The 18,501-nt window shown below is 64.6% G+C and carries 14 protein-coding genes; 10 read left to right on the top strand and 4 right to left on the bottom strand.

Features of this window, described 5'->3' with window-relative positions:
• Window positions 1-284: 284 nt before the first annotated feature.
• The 4 genes from RAD16_RS15255 to RAD16_RS15240 are packed head-to-tail and all read right to left on the bottom strand — an operon-like array spanning window position 285 to window position 5,817.
• On the bottom strand, window positions 285-1,022 hold the full coding sequence (locus tag RAD16_RS15255; protein WP_458158703.1) for a response regulator: 738 nt from the start codon (window positions 1,020-1,022) through the stop codon (window positions 285-287).
• The gene (locus RAD16_RS15250) at window positions 1,022-2,767 is read right to left on the bottom strand and encodes an ATP-binding response regulator (protein WP_458158702.1); all 1,746 of its coding nucleotides are present in this window, start codon (window positions 2,765-2,767) and stop codon (window positions 1,022-1,024) included. Before RAD16_RS15250 ends, RAD16_RS15255 begins: the two co-directional genes overlap by 1 nt.
• Window positions 2,737-4,767 (bottom strand): ATP-binding protein, encoded by a 2,031-nt coding sequence (locus tag RAD16_RS15245; RefSeq protein ID WP_458158833.1) that lies wholly within the window; start codon window positions 4,765-4,767, stop codon window positions 2,737-2,739. Before RAD16_RS15245 ends, RAD16_RS15250 begins: the two co-directional genes overlap by 31 nt.
• A gap of 54 nt (window positions 4,768-4,821) precedes the next feature.
• Window positions 4,822-5,817, bottom strand: coding sequence for a TRAP transporter substrate-binding protein (locus RAD16_RS15240; RefSeq protein ID WP_458158701.1), 996 nt, complete (start codon window positions 5,815-5,817; stop codon window positions 4,822-4,824).
• A gap of 200 nt (window positions 5,818-6,017) precedes the next feature.
• Between RAD16_RS15240 and ugpB the strand changes: the two genes are divergently transcribed.
• From ugpB to RAD16_RS15190, 10 genes are all read left to right on the top strand, one after another.
• Window positions 6,018-7,358: a sn-glycerol-3-phosphate ABC transporter substrate-binding protein UgpB gene (ugpB, locus tag RAD16_RS15235; RefSeq protein ID WP_458158700.1), complete on the top strand. Its 1,341-nt coding sequence runs from the start codon at window positions 6,018-6,020 to the stop codon at window positions 7,356-7,358.
• Window positions 7,359-7,574: 216 nt separating this feature from the next.
• On the top strand, window positions 7,575-8,606 hold the full coding sequence (locus RAD16_RS15230) for a M4 family metallopeptidase (protein WP_458158699.1): 1,032 nt from the start codon (window positions 7,575-7,577) through the stop codon (window positions 8,604-8,606).
• Between the two features lie 117 nt (window positions 8,607-8,723).
• A complete protein-coding gene (locus tag RAD16_RS15225) occupies window positions 8,724-8,999 on the top strand; it encodes a protealysin inhibitor emfourin (RefSeq protein WP_458158698.1) in 276 nt (91 codons plus the stop codon).
• A gap of 70 nt (window positions 9,000-9,069) precedes the next feature.
• Window positions 9,070-10,005: an aminoglycoside phosphotransferase family protein gene (locus RAD16_RS15220; protein ID WP_458158697.1), complete on the top strand. Its 936-nt coding sequence runs from the start codon at window positions 9,070-9,072 to the stop codon at window positions 10,003-10,005.
• Between the two features lie 611 nt (window positions 10,006-10,616).
• Window positions 10,617-12,281 (top strand): cytochrome P450, encoded by a 1,665-nt coding sequence (locus tag RAD16_RS15215; protein WP_458158696.1) that lies wholly within the window; start codon window positions 10,617-10,619, stop codon window positions 12,279-12,281.
• Window positions 12,282-12,711: 430 nt separating this feature from the next.
• On the top strand, window positions 12,712-14,334 hold the full coding sequence (locus RAD16_RS15210; RefSeq protein WP_458158695.1) for an ABC transporter substrate-binding protein: 1,623 nt from the start codon (window positions 12,712-12,714) through the stop codon (window positions 14,332-14,334).
• Between the two features lie 115 nt (window positions 14,335-14,449).
• Window positions 14,450-15,463, top strand: a complete 1,014-nt coding sequence (locus RAD16_RS15205) for an ABC transporter permease (RefSeq protein ID WP_458158694.1) — start codon at window positions 14,450-14,452, stop codon at window positions 15,461-15,463.
• A 9-nt stretch (window positions 15,464-15,472) separates the two neighbouring features.
• Window positions 15,473-16,372 carry an ABC transporter permease gene (locus tag RAD16_RS15200; protein ID WP_458158693.1) on the top strand — a complete coding sequence of 300 codons (900 nt, stop codon included), beginning with the start codon at window positions 15,473-15,475 and terminating at the stop codon, window positions 16,370-16,372.
• 94 nt (window positions 16,373-16,466) lie between these two features.
• A complete protein-coding gene (locus tag RAD16_RS15195) occupies window positions 16,467-18,299 on the top strand; it encodes a dipeptide ABC transporter ATP-binding protein (protein WP_458158692.1) in 1,833 nt (610 codons plus the stop codon).
• An 18-nt stretch (window positions 18,300-18,317) separates the two neighbouring features.
• Window positions 18,318-18,497, top strand: a complete 180-nt coding sequence (locus RAD16_RS15190) for a DUF4089 domain-containing protein (protein ID WP_458158691.1) — start codon at window positions 18,318-18,320, stop codon at window positions 18,495-18,497.
• The last annotated feature ends 4 nt before the right edge of the window (window positions 18,498-18,501 follow it).

Genomic DNA, 18,501 nt, shown 5'->3' with positions numbered 1-18,501 from the left:
CGAAACATTCGGGGCAAAAAGTTGTGGAATTTCAATATACGGAAAATACGGGGGTGGGAGTTTGGCGGCGGGCGAAGACGCCGGGAACGTATTTGGGGGGATTGCGTTCGGTCGCGCGGCACCCATGGCCGTCGTCTCGGGGCGCTCGCTCCCTACGCCGGCTTGCGCCCTGTAGCCCGGATGAAGCGAAGCGAAATCCGGGGCAGCTTCATCCGCGGATACAGCCCTCCCGGATTGCGTTGCGCTCCATCCGGGCTACGGCACCGTGCTTCGCCGCCCAGCCCCTACGCCTTCTCGCCCGCCGGCGAGAACAAATACCCGCCGCCGCGGATGGTGCGGATCACGGCCGGCTTTGCCGGATCGGGCTCGATCTTGCGGCGGATGCGCATGATGCGCAGGTCCACCGCGCGGTCGAAGGCTTCGGCGTCGCGCGCATTGGCGAGCTCCAGCAGCCGCTCGCGCGACAACACGCGCTTCGGATTGGCCGCGAATACTTTCAGCAGCCCGAACTCGGATGCCGTCAGCGGATGCTCGTTGCCTTCGTCGTCGCGCAGCGCCTGGGCTTCGAGGTCGAGCCATTTGGTGCCGAAGCGGACGAGCTGGTCCTTGTCCGATTTCGCGGGCGCCGCTTCAGCCGCGGCGACTTTCGCGGGCGTGCTCCGCCGCAACACCGAGCGGATGCGCGCCATCAATTCGCGCAGCTCGCAGGGTTTTGCGACGTAATCGTCGGCGCCGAGCTCGAGCCCGACGACGCGGTCGATCGGGCTCGCCGTCGCGGTGAGCATGATGACCGGCACGTTGATGCGGCTCTTGAGGTCGCGGATGATCGACAGGCCGTCTTCCTCGGGCATGTTGAGGTCGAGCACGACGAGATCGGGCATGCTGCCCTGGATCGCGGCGCGCAAGGACTTGCCGCCGTCGCACAGCGTCACGGTGAAGCCGTGCATCTTGAGGTAATCGCCGACCATCTCCCGGGCCGGGGCCTCGTCGTCGACGATCATGATGTGCTGGCTTTGGGTCATCACGGCATCTCGGTCGCGGGGAGGGTGATGGTGAAGGTCGAGCCCTTGCCGGGGCCGTCGCTGTCGGCCGTCACCTCACCGCCATGCATGTCGATGATACGCTTGACGATGGACAGCCCAAGCCCGGTCGAGCTTTCGCCGGCGGTCGGTTTCGCCGACAGCCGCTGGAAACGGCCGAACAGGCGGCCGAGATCCTCCGGTGACAGGCCGGCGCCCTCGTCGCTGACGCGGACGATGGTCTCGCTGCCCTCATGGCTGACGGCGATGCCGATCTTGCCGCCGATCGGGGAGTATTTGATGGCGTTGCTGATGAGATTGTCGATGGCCTCGCGGATGCGGTCGGTGTCGCACATGGTGACGATGTTGGACGGCGCGGTGACGCTGATCGCCTGCTGCTTGTTGACGGCGAGCGGCTGGTTGGCATCGGCGACCTCCTTGACCAGCGCCGCGACGTCGACCGGCTCGCGGCGAATGGTGATGTCGAAGGCATCGGCCATCGCGTCCGAGATCAAATGATCGACCATCGTGGTCAGGCGCTTGGTGGCGTCGCGGATGTGGTCGACCTGGGAGACCACGCCGCCGGACGAGGCGCCGGTCGAGATCAGCTCCTTCAGCATCTCGGTGCGGCCGAGGATGACGCCGAGCGGGTTCTTCAGATCATGCGCGACGGTGCCCAGAATCTCGTTCTTGAAGCCGTTGGCGCGCTGCAGCCGGAGCCATTGCGCGGAGAGCCGGCGGTTGGCCTGCATCAAAGCGCGGGTGCGCTGAGCGACGCGGTCTTCGAGCTGCGTGTTGGCGTCCTGGAGCTGCTGGTAGAGGATGACGTTGTCGAAGGCGATCGAGAGCCTGGAGGAGAAGATCTCGACCAGCGAGCGGTCGGTCTCGGACAATTCGCGCTCGGCCTGGAGCAGCACGACGACCTCGCGGCCGGATCCGGTGCGCAAGTAAATCACGCTGCGGTGGTCGGCGAACTCGTTCTTGCGGCCCTGGAAGGCGGCTTCGACCATCGCGCGCAAATCGGGGTCGAGCGCTTTGGATGATGTCGTGCCGATGAAGCGGCTGTAGCAGCCGCTCCCCGCAAGCACCGAGAGCTCGGGGTCGATGCCGCCATTGTCGCGCAGGACCAGTATACCGGCGCAATCGGCATTGAGCAGCGAGGCGAGCTGGGTCAGCACGCCTTCGGCGAGCCGTTGCATCGACTTGAAGTCGTACAGCGTCGAGGCCGCATCGATGATGATCTCGAGGCCGCGCCGCGTCTGCACCATGCGCTCGAGCTGCTGGTAGGAGCGCAGCGCCGCGGTCAGCGAGGTGAACAGCTTGTCGGCGGTGAGCTCGGTCTTGGCCTTGTAGTCGTTGATGTCGTACTGCACGATCACGCGCCGCTCCGGCGCCTGGCCGGGCTGGCCGGTGCGCAGGATGATGCGCACGGTCTCGTTCTTGAGCTCGTTGCGGATGTATTCGACCAGCTCGAGGCCGGCGACGTCGGTCTCCATGATGACGTCGAGCAGCACCGCGGCGATGTCGTTGTGCGCGGCCATCAGCTTGCGGCCTTCCGCCGCGGAATGGGCGGACAGGATCTCCAGGTTCTGGCCGTTCAGGCTGTAATCCGAGAGCGCAAAACGCGTGCCGTCATGCACGGCCGGATCGTCGTCGATGACGGCGATCTTCCATTTGCGGGCATTGGTATCCTCCGACGCAGTACCAGTGTCGTCGATCAGGTGGAGGACATCGTCCTGTTCGGCCATTGAGAAGTCCCGTCAGTCTCTGTGCTTGGCGCGCCACCCTTGGCGACGCGGGGCATGATAATGCGAAATGTAGTGCCTTGTCCCAGCTTGGATTCCAGCATCATGCGACCGCCGAGCTGCTGGGTGACTAGGTTATAGACGATATGGAGGCCGAGTCCCGTGCCACCTTCATTGCGCCGGGTGGTAAAGAATGGGTCAAAGGCCTGGCGCTGCACGTCGGGGGTCATGCCGGCCCCGTCGTCAGTGAAGATGATCTCGATGTCGTCGGCCCCGCGCGGCCGTGCCGAGATCGTGATGGTGCCGGCGCGCCCGTCGGCGAAGGCGTGGTTGGCGGCATTGAGGAACAGATTGGTCAGGATCTGGCCGTAGGAGCCGGGATAGCCGTCGAGCAGCAGCCCCTCGGGCACGTCGACCTGGAGCGTGATCGGCGAGCGCTTCAGCACGGGCCGCAGGCTCGCAATGATCTGGTCGGTGGCTTCGCTGAGTGAGAATTGCCGCCGCTCGGCATGGGAGCGGTCGACCGCGACCTGCTTGAACGACTGGATCAGCTCGCCGGCGCGGGTGAGGTTGGCGACGAGCTGCTGCGAGGCGTCGCGCGAGGACTGCACGAACTCCTCGAGCTGCGAGCGGCGCAGGCCGCCGTCGCCCTTGAGCTGGGCCTCGAAGATCTCGCTGCGCCGGGCAAAACTCGAAGCAACGGTGAGGCTGATGCCGATCGGGTTGTTGACCTCGTGGGCGACGCCGGCGACGAGGCCGCCGAGCGCTGCGAGCCGCTCGGCGTCGATCAGATTCTGCTGCGCGGCGTTGAGCTCGAGCAGCGCGCTCTCGGCCTTCTCCTTGGACGCGCGCAGCTCGTCCTCGGTCTCGCGCTTCGCGATCGCGTTCTCGCGGAAGACCTCGACGGCGCGCGCCATGGCGCCGACCTCGTCGCGGGCCTTGGTGCCCACAACCTCGCGGTCGAGATCGCCGAGCGTGATCGCGCGCATCGCCGCCATGATCTGCTGCAGCGGCAGGCGAATGGAGAGCGCGATCAGCACGCCGGCGGTGAGGATGATGCCGAGGAAGATCACCGCGATCGACAACACGCGCCGCGAAATATCCGCCAGCGTGCGGTCGAACGTCTCCTGCGCCTTCTGCTCGCGCTGGCGCATTTTGGTCGAGAGGTCGTCGATGGCGCCGATCGCCTCGGCCTGGCTGGCGTCGATGGTGTTGCGCAAGAGCTCGGTGCGGCTCGTGAGCTGTTCGGAGAGTTTTGCAAAACCCTCGCGCAGCGCGGCGGTGCGCGCGCCGAGCCGCTGCAGCGCCATGCGCTGCAGGTCGTTGTCGGCGAGATCGATCATGACCGGAATGGTCTTCTCGATCGTCTCGGTGTTGCGGCGCGCGTCGTCGGCCGCGCCCGGCGACAGCGAGAGATAGTACGAGTTGGCCGCGACCAGCATCGCGGTGAAGGCCTCGCGCGACTTGCCGAGCGAGGGCCAGATCAGCGCGTCGCGATGGCCGGTAGCGCCTTCGATGATGGAATAAAGGCCGGCCATGTCCCTGGCCGGGCCCTGCACCTGGTCCTCATAAGTCTTCGCAATGGTGGCCTGCACGCTGCGCAACTCGCCGAAGCCGTTGAGGAAGCGGTCGGTGGTGCGCTCCAGCTCCTCGACCGAGCCCGCCAGCATCGGGTCCTTGGCGGCGCGGTTGGTCAGCGTGCCCAGCACCGCCTCGCGCAGCAGCAGGATCTCGGCGAACAGGTCCGGGCTCGGCTGGTTGATGTAGCGGTGGATCAGGTTCTGCAGCCGCCCGGTCTCGCTTTCGAGCAGCGCCAGGATGCGGTCGGATTCGCGGACCTGGCGTACGTCGTCCCAGGCCGAGCCGAGCACCTGCGAGCCGTTCCAGATCAGCCCGACCAGCACGATCACCACGGCGGAGTTCAGCGCCGCGATCGACAGGATGCGCCAGCGGATCGGCACTGCGCGGAGCGCGCCGACGAGGCGGGCGCGCAGCCGCCCGATCGGGCCGGGCGGCCTGTCCGCGTGCTCGCTGTGTCCAAGCGCAGCCAACCGGGCCTACTCCACCTTGCGAATGCGTTCGATCAGTGCGGCCGCGGCGGGATCGCGGCCGGCCTTGGTGTAGATCGCCGCCATCGCGTCCTCGAACGGCTTGCGGTCGATATCCCTGACGATGGTGACGCCGGCTTCGGTCGCCTTGCGCTGCGACTGCTGCTCGAGGTCGCGCCATTTCTCGCGCATGAAGCGGCTGGAGCGCGCGGCGGCCTCGCGGAAGATCTGCTGGTCGTCGGCCGACAGGCTCCGCCACGCCTTCAGCGAGATCACCAGCACTTCGGGGCTCATCGTGTGCTCGGTGAGCGCAAGATGGCCGGCATATTTGTAATGGTCGGTCGTCACGAAAGATGGCCAGTTGTTTTCGGCGCCGTCGACCAGATGGTTGGCGAGCCCGGCGAGCACCTGCCCATAGGGCATCTCGACCGGCTCGGCCCCGAGCGCGCGGATCATCTCGCTCATCAACTCCGATTGCTGCACCCGGATCCGCAGGCCCTTGAGGTCGGCCACGCTCTTGACCGGACGGACGCCATTGTAGAGCGACCGCGCGCCGGAATCGTAGAAGCAGAGCCCGACGAAGCCGTAGGGTTCGAAGCTGTCGAGGATCTCGCTGCCGATCGGCCCGTCCAGCACCTTCTGCATGTGCTCGATGGACCGGAACAGGAACGGCATGGCGAGCACGTTCATCGCCGGAACGAAATTGCCGATCAGGGCGACATTGGTCCGGTTGAGGTCGATAGCGCCGGCCCGGGTCTGCTCGATGGTTTCCTTCTCCTCGCCGAGCTGGCGGGAGTGGAAAACCTTGACCTCGTGGCGGCCGCCGGTGCGCTCGGCGATCAGGGCGCCCATGTAGTACAGCGCCTGCACGGTCGGGTAATCCTCGGTCTGAGTGTCGGCGGCGCGGAATTCGCGCGCAACGGCGCTCGTCGCGCCGATGGCGAGCAGAAGCGCGACGAAGATCACCCCGGTCCGCGAGAGTTCGGCACGGCTCAACACTGGCACACTCAACCCCTCAGTGGTGGAGTCTATGGCGGGACCAAAAGGTTCAATGCAATCTAGCAGATGGTTAAGGGAAGGCCATCCCGCCCCGGGGCCCAAGGGGTGATCACTGGATGATTGTGCGGCGCGGCCGGACGTCATTCCCGGTTGAAACCGGCAGGGCCGCGCCGTAAGCAGGCGCTGGTCGCCTTTTTCGGCGCGAGGTGGGAAGAGCCATCGTGACCTCAGCATTACGCCTGGTGCGAATCGTCGCCGCCTTCGCGGCTCTCACGCTGGCCGCCCCGGCGCACGCCGCCACCGACATCGCCTGGTGGCACGCGATGTCGGGCGAGCTCGGCAAACAGCTCGAAAAGCTCGCCGCCGACTTCAACGCCTCGCAGTCCGATTATCGCATCGTGCCCACCTACAAGGGCAATTACACCGAGACGGTGACGGCGGCGATCTTCGCCTTCCGCTCGCGCAGCCAGCCCGCGATCGTCCAGGTCAACGAGGTCGCGACCGCCACCATGACGGCGGCCAAGGGCGCGATCTATCCGGTGTTCAGCCTGATGCGCGACCAGGGCGAGCCGTTCTCGCTCAACGACTATCTTCCCGCCGTCTCCGGCTATTACACCGATGCGGCCGGCAATCTGCTGTCGTTCCCGTTCAATTCGTCGACGCCGATCCTGTACTACAACAAGACCATGTTCCGCGACGCCGGCCTCGATCCGGAGGCGCCGCCGAAGACCTGGCCGGAGTTGGGCGCGGCGGCAAAGCGCCTGCGCGACCGCGGCGCGGTGTGCGGCTTCACCACGTCCTGGCCGTCCTGGATCCACATCGAGAACCTCTCCGCCTTCCACAATCTGCCGCTGGCGACGCGCACCAACGGCTTTGCTGGTCTCGATGCCGAGCTGACCATCAACAATCCGGTCGCCGTCAAGCACATCGCCCAGCTCAGCGATTGGCAAAAGACGAAACTGTTCGACTATAGCGGACGCGGGCAATCGGCCGAGCCGCGCTTCCAGAACGGCGAATGCGGCATCTTCATCGGCTCCTCGGCGACGCGCGCCGACATCAAGGCGAATTCGAAATTCGAGATCGGCTACGGCATGATGCCGTATTGGCCTGACGTGGCGGGCGCGCCGCAGAACTCGATCATCGGCGGCGCCACGCTGTGGGTGCTGCGCGACCGGCCGCGCGAGGAATACAAGGGCGTGGCGCGCTTCTTCGCCTATCTGTCGCAGCCCGGCGTGCAGGCCGCCTGGCACCAGAACACCGGATATCTGCCGATCACCCGTGCCGCCTTCGAGCTGACGCGCGCGCAAGGTTTTTATGAGCGCAATCCGGGCTCGGTGATCTCCTTCGAGGAGATCACGCTGCATCCGCCGACGGAAAACTCGAAGGGCATCCGGCTCGGCTCCTTCGTGCTGATCCGCGGTGCGATCGAGGACGAGCTCGAGCAGGCCTTCACCGGCCAGAAGAGCGCGCAAGCCGCGCTCGATGCCGCCGCCGAGCGCGGCAACAAGCTGCTGCGCCAGTTCGAGCGCGCAAGTCCGGAGCGATAAGCGCAGCCGCTTGCGCACCACGCGCGCCCCTTCTTCATCAGCATCTCCGACCGCAACCCGAAAGTGTGTTCGATATCACATTCAACGGGCCGTGATCCTGCGATAATCGCAAACGCGTGGCGCCAGGCTCTGGCGCCGACGCTTGCCGCTGCCGGCAGGAAGATCGTGAGGTCGTTTCATCCATCCATTTTTCGGAAACTGCATTGGAGATCGTCAATGACATGCGCATGTTGCATTATCCCGAACGACGTTCTGACCAGGCTCTCGCAGGACAAGAAGCTGTCTGCTCCGCTTCGCAAGCAACTCGTCGACACCGTCCAGATCAGCCATGAACTGCGCGAATTGCGCAACCAGGCCGCGCGCCTGACCAGCGTTGCCGCGGCGCGCGCCAGCGGGCTCGTCACGCTGGCGGCGGCGCCGTCCGTCACGGTCTACGACTGCAAGCACACGCAGACGCTGCCGGGGACGCCCATAGCGAGGCCGAAGACGTCTTCGGATGCGTCGGTCAAGCGCACCTTCAACCAGACCACCAAGGTGGCCAAATTCTACCAGCAGGTCTTCAACCGCAATTCGATCGACGATCACGGCATGACGATGATGTCGTCGGTTCATTTCGGCGACAAGTACAACAACGCGATGTGGAACGGCTCGCAGATGATCTATGGCGACGGCGATGGCAGCATCTTCATCGACTTCACCAAGGGCAACGACGTCATCGGCCACGAGCTGACCCATGGCGTGACCCAGCACAGCCTCCAGCTCGCCTATAGCGGCGATGCCGGTGGGCTCAACGAGAGCGTCTCCGACTGCTTCGGCTCGATGTTCCGGCAGTGGGAGGCCAAGCAGGACGTCAAGAAGGCCGACTGGCTGATCGGGCGCGACATCATGGGCCCGGCGGCCAAGAAGCAGGGCTATACCTGCCTGCGCGACATGGGCGATCCCGCCGCCAAGCACTGCCTGGCGCCGCAGCCGACCAAATACTCCCAGATCACGCCGGGCATGGATCCGCACTACTCCAGCGGTCCGCCGAATCTCGCCTTCTACACGGCCTGCACCAACCTTGGCGGATACAGTTGGGCCAAGATCGGCCAGGTGTGGTATCATTCGCTCACCGGCTTCGGGCCGACGCCGAATATGACGATGAAGGCGTTCGCGGCGAGGACCCGGCAGGGTGCCCACACGTTGTATCCTGGCGATGCCGCCGTCTACGCCGCCGTCAATGCAGGATGGACCAAGGTCGGGCTGTAGAAGCGTTTTCGCGCGACGTCGACACCGGTTCGCGCCGAGAGAACGCGTCAAGACAAGATCTGGAGCCCCGTTCCGCTTCCAACGGAGCGTGGCTCCGGCCAGCGAAAGGAAGCAAGCGTGGATCGCTTGAAGATCGAGCGCGTCGGCGGCTTCGCCGGATTCGGCGGGCCTCACCTCAAGAGCCGCGGTGAAGTGGCGGTGTCGGATCTGTCGGCCGCCGATCGGAAGACGGTGGACGCGTTGTTTGCCGATCCGAAGCAGGTCCCTGCCGCCCATCCGGGCCAGGCCGACGCGTTCAGCTACCGGATCACGCGCGGCGCCAAGACGATCGAAGTCCCCGAGCATGCGGTCCCCTCGACCATCAGGAACAGCGTCAAGGATGTCTTGGAATAGAGATGTCCTGGAATAGATTGCCGCTGTGATGGAGGAGACGCTGCCGCCGGATTTGGCCGGCGCCTGGGGCATGTCCGCGTCGACGAGCCTCGAGGCCTACCGTGTCTTGCGCGCCGACCGGTCGCGATGGCTGCCGGTCGCGCTCGACATCGCGCGCGGCCACGGTCTCGATACCAGCTCGCCGCATGTGTTCTCGACCGGTACCAATCTCGTGGTCGGCCTCGGTGAGCGCCTGATCCTGAAGATCTTCTCGCCGCTGCTGCGCGCGCAATTCGTCTCCGAGCGCGGCTCGCTTACACAGCTTGCCGGCCGCCTTCATCTGCCGATCCCCGAGATCGTCGCGGAAGGGACGCGCGACGGCTGGCCCTATCTCGTCATCACGTGGCTATCAGGCACGCTCGGCTCCGAGGCCTGGCCGTCCTTGGCCGAGGGCCAGAAGGAGCGCCTGCTGCGCCAGATCGGCGAGACCATCGCATCCGTGCAGCGCGCGCCGCTCGGGCCGCTCGCAAGCATCGAGCCGCGCTGGGACGACTTCATGCGCAAGCAGATGCAGGGTTGCCGCGCCAGGCACGAGCGCCTCGGCCTTGCGCCGAAATTTTTGGCCGGCCTCGACGATCTCCTGCGTGACGCCGCCCGGCTCATTCCGATGGACGCACCGCCGGTGATCCTCACCGGCGAATACATTCCCGAGAATTTTCTGCTCGCCTGCGATGACGGCGAATGGTCGCTCGCCGGCCTGTTCGATTTCGGCGACGTGCGGGCGGGATGGCGCGACTACGATCTGCTCGGCCCCAGCGCCTTCATGGCGGCGGGCCGGCCGGGGCGGGTGCGCAGCCTGCTCGAAGGTTTCGGCTACACGACGCTGGACTTCGCGCTCAGGCGGCGCCTGATGGCCCTGATGCTGCTGCATCACGCCAGCGACCTCAACAGCCACATCTGCATCGAGGGCTGGCAGGACAGGGCGAATGATCTCGTCGAATTGCAGGAGCTGATCTGGGCGGAGTGAGCGGTCGGCCGTTCGACCAGGCGTGGGACTATCTGGCGTGAGCAATCATCCCGTCGTCGCCAGAAGAGCGTGTAGGTCACCGGTCTTCGGTGAGCACAAAAGAGGCGGGACCACCTTTTCAGGTAGTACCCAAGCGCATCAAGTGGCGCGATATTCCGTGCGGGTGTTGGGAAGACTGGTCTTCTCTCCGTAGGGATATTCGGAGATCAACGATGCGCACAGCAACGGGCGCGCCGGCTTGGGGCGCCCCCGTCCAGACCGTTAGCGATCGAACATTTTACTCATGCTGATTTCAGTTTGCCTTGGGGGCCTGCTTAGTCTGGGCCTCCTGGGAGATCGATGAAGCCCGCCGTCGCCGAGAGCGGGATCGCGAGCTCGTGCGTGAAGAACGAGGCGCGCTAGCGTCCGGTCATTAGCCAACTCCTGCAGATCATCATGCGCGCGACCGCAATTGCTGCGGTTGCGAGCGCTTTGGTCAGGATACCCCGTCGCGAAAATAGGACGATCATCATGCGCTCGCATCGCACTATCGCTGTCTTGACAGCCGTTCCGGCCGGAATCGGCTTGAGTCGGACTTCTTCTTCGTTCCAATCGCTGGGGCGGACCCGGCGATGAAGACGACCGCAAGCCTCCTGAAACTCTACAAGTCCATCTACGGCTTCGCTGTCGCGATCGTGCTCGTTGGCTCCGGCTTAGCCGTCGCGGCCGCTTTGTCTTTCGCCGAACCCTGGTTCTTCGCAGCGCTGGCGCCGCTCGGACTGCTGGCTGCCTGCATGGCGCTGCGGTGGCGCGAGTTTCGGCGATACGCTCACGTTCCCGGTCCGAAGCCGCAGTTCTTCCTCGGCAGCCTCAGGTCTCTGCTGCTCCATGAGCATGGCGCCCGGGATCGGGCGCTCGTGGAGCTGCATCGGGAGTACGGCCCGGTCGTGAGGGTCCACATGGCGTGGGGCAACACGCCTTTTGTCTCGCTCTCGGTGGCGCCGAAGGAGCTCGGGCGTCAGGATATGGATTCGAACCGCGTTGCCGACAGCACCGTGCTTCCCCGCAGCCTGATGGGGCTGAAGCGGGGAGAGCGGCACACGGCGCATCGGCAGCAGATGAACCCGCACTTTACGCCGCGCGCCGTGCAGCAGGGGGCTTCCCGGCCGGCGGAGATTTCAGCGCTCTACCTTCGGGCCTGGCGCGCCGGGACCACGCGGCACGGCAGCCTGAAGGCGGACCTTCATCGTTGGAGCGCGAACAGCCTGGGTACTTTCCTTTGCGGCGAGGATTGGGATCAGCAATCCGACCTCTCTATGTATTTGGCCTCGATTGGAGAGCTTGAGGAAGCGATCAGCTTCCGGGCGTTTCATCCTTTCTTCGTGCGATGGCTTTTCCCGGTCAGGGCGAGCCGCGCCAGAACCGCGTATCGTTACCTGTTCGACCATCTCGGAGCAGCGCTGCAGCGAAGGCTGCAACGGCGTTTGATGCCTCGCGGAGAAGGCGATGCACCGCGGGACGTGCTGGAAACGCTGGTCAGCCTGAATATGACGCCGCCTGCCGGCAAGGCCGGCTGGAGCCTCGAGGAAAGCGTCGAGGAATTGCTCTCGCTGGTCGCGGGAGGCACCGACGCCATGAGCTATACGATGGCCCAGGCGCTCTATCTGCTGTCCCGTAACCCTGATGTGCAGGACGAGGCCAGGGCCCTGGTGCTTCAGGCCGGCGACGCGGATAGGGGTGTCGCAGATGCCTTCGTGCTGAACATCCTCCACGAAACGATGCGCCTCTTCCCGCCTGTTCCGTTCAGTTCGAAGATCTCCGGGACCGCGTCGCTCGCGGTGGAGGGCATCCATATCCCGGCGAAGACGAACGTGATGTGGATGAAGACTGCCGTCGGCCTCAACGAAACGCTCTTCGCGGACGCGCCGCGGTTCAACCCGTGCCGTTTCGCCGCGGAGCACGCCCGGCAACGGCCCGCGGAATCCATCGTGAGCGCCATGCCGTTTGGCGCAGGAGCGCGCCACTGTATCGGGCGCCACAAGGCCGAACACCTGCTGACGGATTTCCTGAGCGCCGTACTCCGGGAGTTCGAATTGGTCCCGGTATCGGATGTTGCCGTGACATTCTCGGCCACAGTCTCGGTGACGCCCTCCTCTGTGCCGGTGCAACTTGTTCCGCGGCAGGGCAGACGCGACGCAGGTCCTGAGTATAGAATTGAGCAACGTGCCGATGGCGGCTCGGGACTCCATCGAGATCACGCGCCCGGATGTCCGGCACGGCTCAGCGCCACGCCTTGACTTGATTGCGCCACTGACACGTGCAGCCGGGCGAGCTGCAGGAATTGATCTGGGCAGAGTGAGCGCTTTCGCTTCTCATCCCTCCGTCATTCCGGAGCACGCGCGAAGCGGCGAGCCCGGAATCCATCTTCCCGCGCATGGTGCGGCCCAATGGATTCCGGGCTCGATGCTGCGCATCGCCCCGGAATGACGGCCTGGGCGCTTGTCATCGCCTAATGAGCGGGCCTTCGCTTTCATCAGCATAAATTTTGAGCAATCGCCTCTCATTGTATGCAAACGAGTGATGTGTCGCTCCTCCGCGAGATCGGGAGATCGGCCGAAATCCCTCGTTATGCCAGTTGGTTAGCTGAGGAATAAGCTTCCGTTAAGCTCTGGCACGAACCTTGCGAAGCCAGTTCCAACCAAAAACCTTTGTGTTGGAGCAGTAGCCATGAAGCGCCGCGATTTCCTCAAGTCCGTATCGGGATTGGCCGCGGGCGCGGCGCTTCCGGCGATGCCCCAGGTGATCTCGTCCGCCTATGCCGATGCGCGCTCGGAGACGCTGCTGATCGTCTCGGAAGGTGGCCCCAACAATCTCGACATCCACGGCGTCGGCACCAACGTGCCCGGCTATGAGGTGTCGTGGAATTGCTACGATCGCCTGATCAGCCACGAAATGAAGACCGGCCCCGGCGGCGTGCCCTATTACGACCGCGACAAGTTCAAGCCCGAACTCGCCGAAGAGTTCAAGATCGACGACATGTCGGTCACTTTCAAGCTGCGCAAGAACGCGAAATTCCACGACGGCACGCCCGTCACCGCCAAGGACGTGAAGTGGTCGCTCGACCGCGCTGTCAGCGTCGGCGGCTTCCCGACCTTCCAGATGAGCGCGGGCTCTCTCACAAAACCCGAGCAGTTCGTCGTGATCGACGACCACACCGTGCGCGTCGACTTCCTGAAGAAGGACAGGCTGACGGTCCCTGATCTCGCGGTGATCGTGCCCTGCATCGTCAATTCCGAGCTGGTGAAGAAGAATTCCAGCGAGAAGGATCCGTGGGGCCTGGAATTCACCAAGCAGCAGACCGCGGGCTCCGGCGCCTACAAGGTGACGAAGTGGACCGCCGGCACCGAAGTGATCATGGAGCGCAACGAGGATTGGGCTTGCGGTCCGCTGCCGAAGATCAAGCGCGTGATCTGGCGCATGGTGCCGCAGGCCGGCAACCGCCGTGCGTTGCTGGAGCGCGGCGACGCCGACATCTCCTACGAGCTGCCGAACAAAGACTTCCAGGAGATGAAGGCCAATGGCAAGCTCAACGTCGTGTCGCTGCCGTTCTCCAACGGCATTCAGTATATCGGCATGAACGTCACCAAGCCGCCCTTCGACAATCCGAAGGTCCGTCAGGCGGTCGCCTATGCGCTGCCCTACCAGAAGATCATGGACGCGGTGATGTTCGGCCTCGCCAACCCGATGTTCGGCGCACCTGCGGACAAGCCGACCGAGGTCGCCTGGCCGCAGCCGCACAAATACAACACCGACATCGAGAAGGCGAAGGCGCTGATGGCGGAAGCAGGTCTCGCCAACGGTTTCGAGACGACGATCTCGTTCGACCTGAATTTCGCCGGCGTCAACGAGCCGCTCTGCGTGCTGGTGCAGGAGAGTCTCGCGCAGATCGGCATCAAGACCACCATCAACAAGGTGCCCGGCGCCAACTGGCGCACCGAGCTGAACAAGAAAGAGATGCCGCTCTTCACGAACGTATTCTCGGGCTGGCTCGATTACCCCGAGTACTTCTTCTACTGGTGCTATCACGGCAACAATTCCGTCTTCAACACCATGAGCTACAAGTCGGCCGAGATGGACAAGCTGATCGACGGCGCGCGCACCGCGGCTGCCACCGGCGACACCGCGACCTACGACAAGGACGTGAAGGGCTTTGTCGACCTCGCCTTCACCGACATCCCGCGCATCCCGCTGTACCAGCCCTTCGTCAACGTCGCGATGCAGAAGAACATCAGCGGCTACCAGTACTGGTTCCACCGCAGGCTGGATTATCGCGCGATGGCGAAGGGGTGATGATAGGCGAATAGGGAGTGGCGAATAGCGAATAGGGATGAGCAATGGATATAGATGATAACCACTATCTACTCGCCATTCGCTATTCGCCATTCGCGCGAGCGGAGCGAGCACCATGCTGACCATGATCGGCAAGCGCCTGATGTTTGCGATTCCCTCGCTGATCGGCGTCGTCATCGTCACCTTCCTGCTCACCCGCGCGCTGCCGGGCGATCCCGCCGCGTACTTCGCCGGCCCCGCCGCGACCAAGGAAGCAGTCGAGCAGATCCGGAAAAAACTCGGCCTCGACAGGCCGCTGATCGAGCAGTTCTTCCGCTACACCAATGATCTCGCTCATGGCGATTTCGGCAACTCGCTGACGACGGGCCAGCCGGTCGCAGCCGAGATCCGCAACCGCCTGCCGGCGTCCGCCGAGCTGACGCTGCTCGGCCTGATCGTCTCGATCGTCATTGCCATCCCGCTCGGCGTGCTGGCGGCGACACGACCAGGGTCATGGGTGGACCATCTATGTCGGGTGACGACGACAGCGGGCGTCTCGTTGCCGGTGTTCTTCACCGGCCTGGTGCTGGTGTATTTTTTCTACTTCCAGCTCGGCTGGTCGCCGGCGCCGCTCGGCCGTCTCGACGTGTTCTACAGCGCGCCGCCGACGGTGACCGGCTTCTATCTGATCGACACCCTGATCGCGCGCGATGTCGAGGCGTTCCGCTCGGCGCTGAGTCAGCTGATCCTGCCGGCAACGACGCTCGCGATCTTCTCGCTGGCGCCGATCGCGCGCATGACACGTGCCTCGATGCTGGCGGTGCTCGCATCCGAATTCGTCCGCACCGCGCGCGCCAGCGGCCTGTCGCCGTCGACCGTGATCGTCACCTACGCCTTCCGCAACGCGATGCTGCCCGTCATCACCACGCTCAGCATGGTGTTCTCGTTCCTGTTAGGGGCCAACGTGCTGGTCGAAAAAGTCTTCGCCTGGCCCGGCATCGGCTCCTACGCGGTGGAAGCGCTGATCTCGTCGGACTTCGCGCCGGTGCAAGGCTTCGTGCTGACCATGGCGGTGATGTACGTGCTGCTCAATCTCGTGATCGACATTTTGTATGGCGTGATCGATCCGCGCGTGCGGCTGGAAGGGTAGGAGGCATTCATGAGTTCTGTTGCGCCTGCTGTTGAACCCGTCGGTCCCGCGCGGACATCGGGCCTCGCTGCCGTCCTCGAACAGACCCGTTATGTGCTGAGCGAAAACAAGGTCACGGGCTTTGCCTTCGCATTGCTGATCGTGATCCTGATCGCCGCGATCTTCGGCCCCTATGTGGTGCCCTACGATCCGCTCGCCTCCGATACCGCAGCAGCGCTCAAGCCGCCGTCGGCCGCTCACTGGTTCGGTACCGACCAGCTCGGCCGCGATATCTTCAGCCGCGTCATTGTGGCAACGCGGCTCGACACCTTCATCGCCGTCGCTTCCGTCGTGCTGGTGTTTCTGATGGGTGGGCTCGCGGGCATCGCGGCCGGTTACTTCGGCGGCTGGACCGACCGCATCGTCGGCCGCATCGCCGACACCATCATGGCGTTCCCGCTGTTCGTGCTGGCGATGGGCATCGTCGCAGCGCTCGGCAACACCGTACAGAACATCATTCTGGCCACCGCCATCGTCAACTTCCCGCTCTACGCCCGCGTCGCGCGCGCCGAGGCGAACGTGCGTCGCAACGCCGGCTTCGTGCAGGCGGCGCGCCTGTCCGGCAACGGCGAATTCCGTATCCTCCTGGTGCACATCCTGCCGAACATCATGCCGATCATGATCGTGCAGATGTCTCTGACCATGGGCTACGCCATCCTCAATGCCGCGGGCCTTTCCTTCATCGGCCTCGGCGTCCGCCCGCCGACGGCAGAATGGGGCATCATGGTCGCCGAAGGCGCCGGCTTCATGGTCTCCGGCGAATGGTGGATCGCGCTGTTCCCCGGCCTCGCGCTGATGATCGCCGTGTTCTGCTTCAACCTCCTCGGCGACGGCCTCCGCGACATCGTCGACCCCCAGCGGAGGACGTGATGGCAAATTTCCGTCAAAAATTCCTCAATGATTCCAATGTCATTCTACTGTACATGGGGTTGTTTTCGAACTCTTTGAGTGACGGAGCACATCCATGACCGCCCAGCCGCTGCTCGACGTCCAGGACCTCACGGTCGAATTCTCGACCCGCCGCGGCATCGTGAAAGCCGTGCAGCACGTCAACATCTCCGTCGCCAAGGGCGAGACGCTCGCCATCGTCGGCGAGTCCGGCTCCGGCAAATCGGTGACGTCCTACGCGGTGATGCGCATCCTCGACCGCGCCGGCAAGATCGCCGAGGGCTCGGTGATGTTTTCCGGCATCGACGTGAAGGCCGCGACCGAAGACCAGATGCGCGACCTCCGCGGCCGCGAAGTCTCGATGATCTTCCAGAACCCGCGCGCCGCGCTCAACCCGATTCGGAAAGTCGGCGACCAGATCGAGGACGTGCTGCGCACCCATGTGCAGCAGGCGCAGGTCGCCGATCACGGCGAGAAGGCGATCGAGGCGCTGGAGCAGGTCAAGATCGCCCGCCCGCGCGAGCGCTACCATGCCTATCCGTTCGAACTGTCAGGCGGCATGTGCCAGCGCGTCGTCATCGCGCTCGCGCTCGCCTGCAATCCGCAGCTCCTGATCGCGGACGAGCCGACCACGGGTCTCGACGTCACCACGCAGAAGGCGGTGATGGACCTGATCGTCGAGCTCACAAAACGACGCGCGATGTCGACCATCCTAATCACCCACGATCTCGGTCTCGCGGCCGCCTATTGCGACCGCGTCGTCGTGATGGAGAAGGGGCGGGTCGTCGAGACCGCCAAGGCCGCCGACATCTTCGCCAACCCGCAGCACCCCTACACCAAGAAGCTGATGCGCGCGACGCCGCGGCTTGGTGTGTCGTTGAGAGACTTGCTGCCGGAGGATGACGCCGCTTCCTTCGCCTCTCCCCGCACGCGGGGCGAGGCCGACGCGCAAAGCGCGGCGGGTGAGGGGGACTCTCCTAGCACCGTGCGCGCGGAGAATCCCCCTCATCCCAACCTTCTCCCCGCAAGCGGGGAGAAGGGGCAGGCCAGCGCAAGCGGGGAGAGGGAGAAGGCGCCCCTTCTCCTCATCGAAAAGCTCGTCAAGGAATATCCCCGCCAGGGCGCCACCGCCACGCTCGGAAAACTGTTCGGCCGCAAGCCGCCGGTCGAGCCCGATGTGTTCCGCGCGGTCGACGGCATCAGCTTCTCGATCGGCCATGGCGAGAGCGTCGGCCTCGTCGGCGAGTCCGGCTGCGGCAAATCGACCACGTCGATGATGGTGATGCGGCTGCTCGACCAGACCTCGGGCCTGATCCAGTTCGACGGCGAGGACATCGGCGGCATCGCTCCATCAGCCTTTGCCCGGCTGCCGCAGCGCAGTCGCATCCAGATGGTGTTCCAGGACCCGACCGACAGCCTCAACCCACGCTTCACCGCCGCGCGCGCCATCGCCGACCCCATCATGCAGCTCGGCGACATCAAGGGCCGCGATGCGCTTCGCGCCCGCTGCGAGGAGCTGGCGACCATGGTCGGCCTGCCGCACAATCTGCTGGATCGCTTCCCGCACCAGCTCTCCGGCGGCCAGAAGGCCCGCGTCGGCATCGCCCGCGCCATCGCGCTGCATCCGAAGCTGGTCATCCTGGACGAGCCGACCGCGGCGCTGGACGTCTCGGTGCAGGCCGTCGTGCTGAACCTGCTTCAAGATCTCAAGGCGAGGCTAGGTATGAGTTATCTGTTCGTCTCGCATGATTTGAATGTAGTGCGCTTGTTGTGCGATCGTGTCATTGTGATGCGGACGGGGCGGATCGTCGAGGAAGGCTCTTCCGAGAAGGTTTTGAGCGATCCGCAGGACGACTACACCAAGGAGCTGCTGACGGCGATCCCGCATCCGCCGCTGCCGATGCATTGAGATTAGCTTGAGAGAGTGATGGCCGAGCCGCTGGACGACTATATCGACGCCGTATCGAAAGCGCTGGGGCTGCCGGTCGAGGAGGCCTGGCGGCCCGCGGTGCGCGCCAATCTCGAAGTCTCGCTGCGGCTCGCCCGCCTCGTCGACGAATTCGCGCTGCCGGACGAGACCGAGCCGGCGCCGATCTTCACGGCCTGATGCT

The sequence above is a fragment of the Bradyrhizobium sp. 18BD genome (assembly GCF_054185225.1).
This window is presented reverse-complemented; position numbering and strand designations above follow the sequence as displayed.

Excerpts from the sequence above, each read along its gene's own strand:
- RAD16_RS15255 (WP_458158703.1), bottom strand. The coding sequence starts at position 1,022 with ATGACCCAAAGCCAGCACATCATGATCGTCGACGACGAGGCCCCGGCC.
- RAD16_RS15250 (WP_458158702.1), bottom strand. The coding sequence starts at position 2,767 with ATGGCCGAACAGGACGATGTCCTCCACCTGATCGACGACACTGGTACT.
- RAD16_RS15230 (WP_458158699.1), top strand. The coding sequence starts at position 7,575 with ATGACATGCGCATGTTGCATTATCCCGAACGACGTTCTGACCAGGCTC.
- RAD16_RS15220 (WP_458158697.1), top strand. The coding sequence starts at position 9,070 with ATGTCCGCGTCGACGAGCCTCGAGGCCTACCGTGTCTTGCGCGCCGAC.
- RAD16_RS15215 (WP_458158696.1), top strand. The coding sequence starts at position 10,617 with ATGAAGACGACCGCAAGCCTCCTGAAACTCTACAAGTCCATCTACGGC.
- RAD16_RS15210 (WP_458158695.1), top strand. The coding sequence starts at position 12,712 with ATGAAGCGCCGCGATTTCCTCAAGTCCGTATCGGGATTGGCCGCGGGC.
- RAD16_RS15205 (WP_458158694.1), top strand. The coding sequence starts at position 14,450 with ATGCTGACCATGATCGGCAAGCGCCTGATGTTTGCGATTCCCTCGCTG.
- RAD16_RS15200 (WP_458158693.1), top strand. The coding sequence starts at position 15,473 with ATGAGTTCTGTTGCGCCTGCTGTTGAACCCGTCGGTCCCGCGCGGACA.
- RAD16_RS15195 (WP_458158692.1), top strand. The coding sequence starts at position 16,467 with ATGACCGCCCAGCCGCTGCTCGACGTCCAGGACCTCACGGTCGAATTC.
- RAD16_RS15190 (WP_458158691.1), top strand. The coding sequence starts at position 18,318 with ATGGCCGAGCCGCTGGACGACTATATCGACGCCGTATCGAAAGCGCTG.